4 protein-coding genes and 1 pseudogene are annotated in these 5,394 nt (G+C 71.6%); 2 read left to right on the top strand and 3 right to left on the bottom strand.

What is annotated here, in order from left to right:
- Positions 1-110 precede the first annotated feature (110 nt).
- On the bottom strand, positions 111-1,934 hold the full coding sequence (locus tag ABZ564_RS32595) for a choice-of-anchor A family protein (protein WP_360863104.1): 1,824 nt from the start codon (positions 1,932-1,934) through the stop codon (positions 111-113).
- A gap of 470 nt (positions 1,935-2,404) precedes the next feature.
- Positions 2,405-2,773 (bottom strand): cupin domain-containing protein, encoded by a 369-nt coding sequence (locus tag ABZ564_RS32590; RefSeq protein WP_360863102.1) that lies wholly within the window; start codon positions 2,771-2,773, stop codon positions 2,405-2,407.
- A 74-nt stretch (positions 2,774-2,847) separates the two neighbouring features.
- Here ABZ564_RS32590 and ABZ564_RS32585 point away from each other — a divergent pair, with 74 nt between their 5' ends.
- Positions 2,848-3,321 (top strand): MarR family transcriptional regulator, encoded by a 474-nt coding sequence (locus tag ABZ564_RS32585; RefSeq protein ID WP_360863100.1) that lies wholly within the window; start codon positions 2,848-2,850, stop codon positions 3,319-3,321.
- Positions 3,322-3,481: 160 nt separating this feature from the next.
- A pseudogene (locus ABZ564_RS32580) lies at positions 3,482-3,802 on the top strand (ATP-binding protein); the annotation flags it as partial.
- Here ABZ564_RS32580 and ABZ564_RS32575 read toward each other — a convergent pair.
- A complete protein-coding gene (locus tag ABZ564_RS32575) occupies positions 3,792-5,225 on the bottom strand; it encodes a lamin tail domain-containing protein (RefSeq protein WP_360863098.1) in 1,434 nt (477 codons plus the stop codon). The pseudogene ABZ564_RS32580 and the gene ABZ564_RS32575 overlap by 11 nt on opposite strands.
- Positions 5,226-5,394: the final 169 nt, after the last annotated feature.

Below are 5,394 nucleotides of genomic sequence, written 5' to 3'. Positions count from 1 at the left end.
CCCCAACCCCACATCCCCAATGTGGTGACGTGCTTACCCCGGGGCCTCCTCCACCAACCGGCCCCCCCCCCGCCCCCCCCCGGGGGGGCGGCCGGGCGGGTGGAATCACGTCAGCCGCGTGCGGCCTTGTGCTGGTGGTCCTTGCAGTCCTTGCCCTTGCACGGCTCACCGCGGTCGTTGGCCAGTTCCACGGTGACGCCCTCCTCGCTGTTCTCCTCCGTCACCTCGAAGGGTCCGGAGACGGGGTTCGCCGGCAGGACGTACCCCTCGGGGACGGCGGTCTCGCGCAGGTAGTACTCACCGAGCGGCAGGTCGTCGAAGGTGCACTGTCCCTCCTCGTCGGTGGAGCAGCCCGCGTCGGCGAGGGTGTCGGGGTTCGCCCCGCTCGTCTGGAGGCCGTCGACGCCATTGGTCTCGCGCCACAGCTGGAAGACGGCTCCGGCCAGCGGCTCATCGTTCTTCGCGTCCGTCTTGTCCAGGGTGAGCGAGCCGGTCACGGGCGGCACGGGTTCCTGGCTGTTGGCGGCCTCGATCCGGACGCCGTCCTCGGCGTTGTCCTCGGTGAGGGTGAGGGGCCCGAAGACGTCGGGGTCGGGCAGCTCGTAGCCGTCGGGGGCCTCGGTCTCGCGCCAGTAGTAGGTGCCCGGGGTCGTGGTCTCGGAGCAGACGCCGTTCGCCGGGGTGGTGCAGTCGGTGACGAGGGTGTCGGGGTCGGCGCCGTCGGTCTGGAGGCCGTCGACGCCGTTGGTCTCGCGCCACAGCTCGAATTCGGCCCCGGCGAGCGGGTCACCGGTCTCCTCGTCGGTCTTCAGCACGCTCACCGCCCCCGTCACCGGCTGCGGATCGTCGCAGCCCGGGAGGTCGCCGTCGAACGGGTAGGCGTGGAACTCCACCCCGGCGTTGTCGCTGGTGTGGGTGAGCGAGCCGGTGGTGAAGAACCTGCCGTTCATACCGGGCAGGCTCACGGTGGTCATGGACTCCTGCTCGCCCACCAGGACGCTGCCCTGGAACTGCCCGGATCCGGTGAAGGCCGCCGTGGTGGCGTCGGGCAGGTTCCACAGCAGCCGCTCGCGGTACTGGCCCAGCGTGTCGCTCCCGCTGGTGGTGTTGATGACACGGTTCTCCCCGACCACATTGACCAGGATCGTCGCGCTGTCGGGGATGCCCTCGAACGCGATGGACTGGCTTCCGTTGGGGGAGCTCGGGTTGACCATGTCGAAGTCGACGTTGAACACCTGGAGCTGCGACGTCCCGTCGCCGGTGAACAGCGTCTGGAAGCCCTGGTTCACCGCGGTCCCGGTGGATGTCCGGAGGGTGCCGTCCGGCCGCGCGTAGCACTGGCTGGCCGCCGTGAGCTGGTCGCGCAGGTCCTCGTACGGGGCTGTCGCGTCGTCGTCCTGGACCGTCGTCCCGGTGACGGTCCCCGTCTGGGTGCCCGCGTAGCGCACGGTGCCCACCTCACCGGCGACACCGCCCGTCGTGTCCAGGGTCTGCCCGGCGGCGATGGTCACGTCCCCGCCGGCGGTCAGGAAGTCCGAGCCGACGGGCGGCGGGACGCGCGACCCCACCCCGACGATCCCGAGGTTGTACACCCCGCCCGCTTCCGTGTCCTTGTTCTGGTCGAAGTCGTCGAGCACGACGACCCGGCCCTCGGCCTCGGCGGCCCGGCCCCGCACGAGGAAGTCGTCGCCGACGAAGATGCTGATCGCGTCGTCGCGGCCGGCGAAGTCGCCGTTGTTGATCGGCGGGAACGGGTCGGGGCAGTCGCCCGGCACGCACGGCCCGAGCCCGCCGGGCAGGGGCTCGGCGGCGGCCGGCGCGGCGCCGAAGCCGAGGGTGAAGACGGGGACGACGGTCGCCAGGACGGCGCAGGCCGCTCCCGTGGTGCGGGCGCGTGAGCGCAGCGCGGCTAGGCGCATGGGCATGGGTCTCATGGCGGCATCCTGGGTATGCCCGGCCCCCGCTCCGCGCGCGCGACACGAGGTGTTGCGCCTTCCAGCGGGACGGGGCCACCCGGACGGGGGCGTGCCCGAGCGGGCCGCCGCCCTCGGGCCCGGTACCTCAGCCGCGCCGGGCGCGGCTGAGGTTCTCGTCGCGCCGGGCCCGGGGCGACACCCCGAACGCGTCCTTGAAGACCCTGCTGAAGTAGGTCGCGTTCAACATGATCTAGCAAGGAATCCCGGCCCTTCAGGGCTCGGGAGGAATTGCTTGCTCGGCCCGGAGCAGTTCGATGCTGGGCGTGCCGACGGCTTCGGCGTGGACACTCCGGGGTGTCCCGGTCGCTGACGGCCAGTTGGGAGAAGTGCGCGTAGGCCAGACCCGCGAGGGGGTGGGGACCGGTACGCCAGGGCGCAGCCCGGCCTGTGGACGGGGTGCCACGGGCCGAGCTGCGCGTCTGGTGGGATCAGGCGGCCCAGGGGGGCGTGACCTTGGTCCCGTCAGGGGTGGTGGCCTGTCCACCGGCCACCATGGCGACGAGGGCCTGCGTGTCCTCGAGCGCCTTGAGCTGACGGGTGGCTCCGCCCGGCACGATGACCGCCTGACCGGCCTTCACCGTCTCGACCTCGTCGCCGATGGTCACCTCGAAGGCGCCGGAGAGCGGCATCCAGATCTGCTCGCGGTCGATCTCGTGCACGGGGGTCGCGTTGTCGGCGGACATCTCGACCCGCCAGGTGCAGAGCTCCGTGCTGCCCTGGCTGGGTGCGGCCAAGCCGAACATGGTCGCTGCGGCGGTGCGGGTGGTGCGCGCATCAGCTTCGGATACTACGTACATTCCACTCCCTATAGAAAGTCGCTTTACTCGAATGAGAGTAAAGCGACTGTACACATCTGTGTCAACATGGGCAGATGAAGACCGACGACCCTCTTGAGCGGACCGAGCTGAGCTTTCTCCTTGGCATGGCGTTCCAGCTGGTGCTCTCCGAGTTCGTGCGCAGGCTGGACGCCGCGGGGTACGACGACCTGCGCCCCATGCACGGGCTGGCCTTCCAGGCGCTCTACGGTCCCGGGCTGACGAGCACCGAACTGGCGGAGCGGCTCGGAGTCACCAAGCAGGCGGCCGGCCAACTGGTCGACGAGCTGGAGAAGGGGGGCTATGTGCAGCGGCGCCCCCACCCCGCGGGTGGACGCCGCAAGCTGGTGGTCCTTACCGAGCAGGCCCTGGAGCACCTGGTCGTGGCCGGGAACATCCTGCGGGAGGTCGAGGTGGAGCTGCAGCTGCGGCTCCGGGGGAGCGGACTCTCGGTGCCGCGGGCCGAGTTGGCGGCACTCGTCCGCGCGCTGGCCGGTGACGAGATCCCGCCCCTGCGTCCCGTCTGGTGACCCGCCCGGCCTTCGGATCGGCTGTCGGGGCCGCCTGAAGAACCATTCGTGACATGCCTGAGTAAAGCAGTTTGACTCAATGCCGGACGGGACGACGCGCGTCGGTATGCCGACGTCCGCGTCGCCCCTGTCAAGGGTGCGGTCTCGGCCGGCGGAGACCCATGAGGCGGTCGTCCTGATCACCGGCGAGCCGGCCGTGAACGCGGTGCGGCACGGGCACGTGGCCGGGCGGGACTTCCACGTGCTGCTGCGGCTCGTGGAACGGCCCGGCCCGGCCGTGCGGATCGAGGTGACCGACACCCGGGGCGAGCGGGTGCCGCCCCCGCCCGGGAAACTCCTTGCGCCCGGGCTCGCGGACGACGGGCGGGGGTTGCTGCTCGTGGAGGGGATCGCGTCCCGCTGGGGCTGGTACCCCAGGGCGCAGGGACCGGGCAAGACGGTGTGGGCCGAGTACGAGATCCCCGACCGGGTCAGCAGCTGACGCTGCCCCGGCGCAGCGCGTGGCCGCCGTCGTTGGCGTCGTCGGACCAGTAGACGGGCTTGGACCCGGCCACGCACTCGTCCGCGCCGGCCAGGGCGAAGCCCTCGTTGTTGTAATTCGGCATGCCGCTCGGACGGTTGTACACGGCGACCGTGCCGAACGTGCCCGTCGCGTCGACCTTCAGGGTGCGGTGCCGGCCGTCGCAGGTGTCGTCGCAGACCGCCCAGAGGCGCGACGCCTGGGGCTCCCACTGGAGCTCCATCACACCGGACATGCCGCTGCTGAAGGACGTGACGCGGGTGGACGAGCCGGAGTCGGCCAGCACGTAGCCGTGGACCATGCCGGTGCCCTCGACGCCGACGAAGAACACCCCGCCGCTGTGGGCGCCATAGCGGGCCGGGTCGTACGCAGCCCCGGTCGAGGCGTCCTTGAAGCCGGCGCCGGTCAGCGCCGCGTCCGGGACCCAGGTGATCGCTTCGAGGCCGAGGTTGGAGCCGGTCGAGGGGAGGCCGGAGGTGAGGTTCCACTCCTTCGCGGCGGTGAGCGAGGAACCCGAACCGCTGACGTCGTACTTCAGCACCGACAGGCGGCTCGTGCCGGAGGCGTCACCGTTGCGCTCGCTCGCGACGAAGATCCCGCCGCCGGCCGCGGTGACCCCCTCGCTGTCCGGGCTGCCGGAGCCGCCGGGGAAGCGCAGGGCCTTGCCGGATGACCAGCCGTTCGCGGTGTCCGGCTTCCAGCCGCCGGACCCGTCCCGCACCAGGCGCCACAGCTTGCCGCTGTTCTGCGCCGCCCACAGCACGCTGCCGTCCTGGTGGAGGCCGCTCAGGTCCTCGCCGAACACGTCGGAGCCGTCCGCGTTGGCGACCGCGCTGCCACCGGGCCACGCCGCGGGGCTCGTGGAGCCTCCGTCGTCCCCGTCGTCCCCGCCGCCCGTGCCGCAGTCGTTCGGGCCGCCCAGGGTCACGGTGTCCGCCTGCTCGAAGGCGCCGGTGCCGTCGGCGCAGCGCGACCAGGACGGACCGGAGTGCTCGCTCCAGGAGAAGCCGTCGACCTGGGTCCTGCCGTCGGCGAGGTAGAGCCGGGCCTCGTCGGCCGAACCCAGACCGTACGCGCCGCTGACGTCGAACGCCCGGAACCCGCCGGGTGCCAGCGTGGTGCCGGAGGGGATCTTGTAGCTGTGGTCCTTGTCGTCGTCCTTCAGGACCCAGCCCGATACGTTGATCGCGGTGGTGCCCTTGTTGTACAGCTCGACGGAGTCGTTGACGCCGCCGGTGGTCACCACTTCGTTGATGCGCACGTCGTCCGCCGCCGCCGCGTGTGCGGCGGGCCCGCCGGTGAGCACACCGGCGGCAAGCAGGGGCGTGGCGAGGAGGAAGCGGGCAAGAGCGCGAGGCCGTGGACGAGCAGTCGATGCGGTCACGTGGTTCCGTCCTGAGGTCGTCGTGGGGGTGGGCGGCCCGACGATCTCGACTCGGACCGAACGGGGCGCCCTGTCCCAGGGGACGGCACACGAACGACACACGAACTCTGGCTGGTGCCGGGCCGTTCGTACGCGCGGGAGCCCTGCCGGTCCGGACCGGCAGGGCTCC

Origin of the sequence: Streptomyces sp. NPDC019224 (assembly GCF_040632605.1) — a bacterium.
Lineage (GTDB): Bacteria > Actinomycetota > Actinomycetes > Streptomycetales > Streptomycetaceae > Streptomyces.
Note: the sequence above shows the minus strand (reverse complement) of the source record. Positions and strands in the feature narration are given on the sequence as shown.

Bases quoted from the DNA above. Each gene is read 5' to 3' on its own strand.
- ABZ564_RS32595 (WP_360863104.1), bottom strand. From the start codon at position 1,934: ATGAGACCCATGCCCATGCGCCTAGCCGCGCTGCGCTCACGCGCCCGC.
- ABZ564_RS32590 (WP_360863102.1), bottom strand. From the start codon at position 2,773: ATGTACGTAGTATCCGAAGCTGATGCGCGCACCACCCGCACCGCCGCA.
- ABZ564_RS32585 (WP_360863100.1), top strand. From the start codon at position 2,848: ATGAAGACCGACGACCCTCTTGAGCGGACCGAGCTGAGCTTTCTCCTT.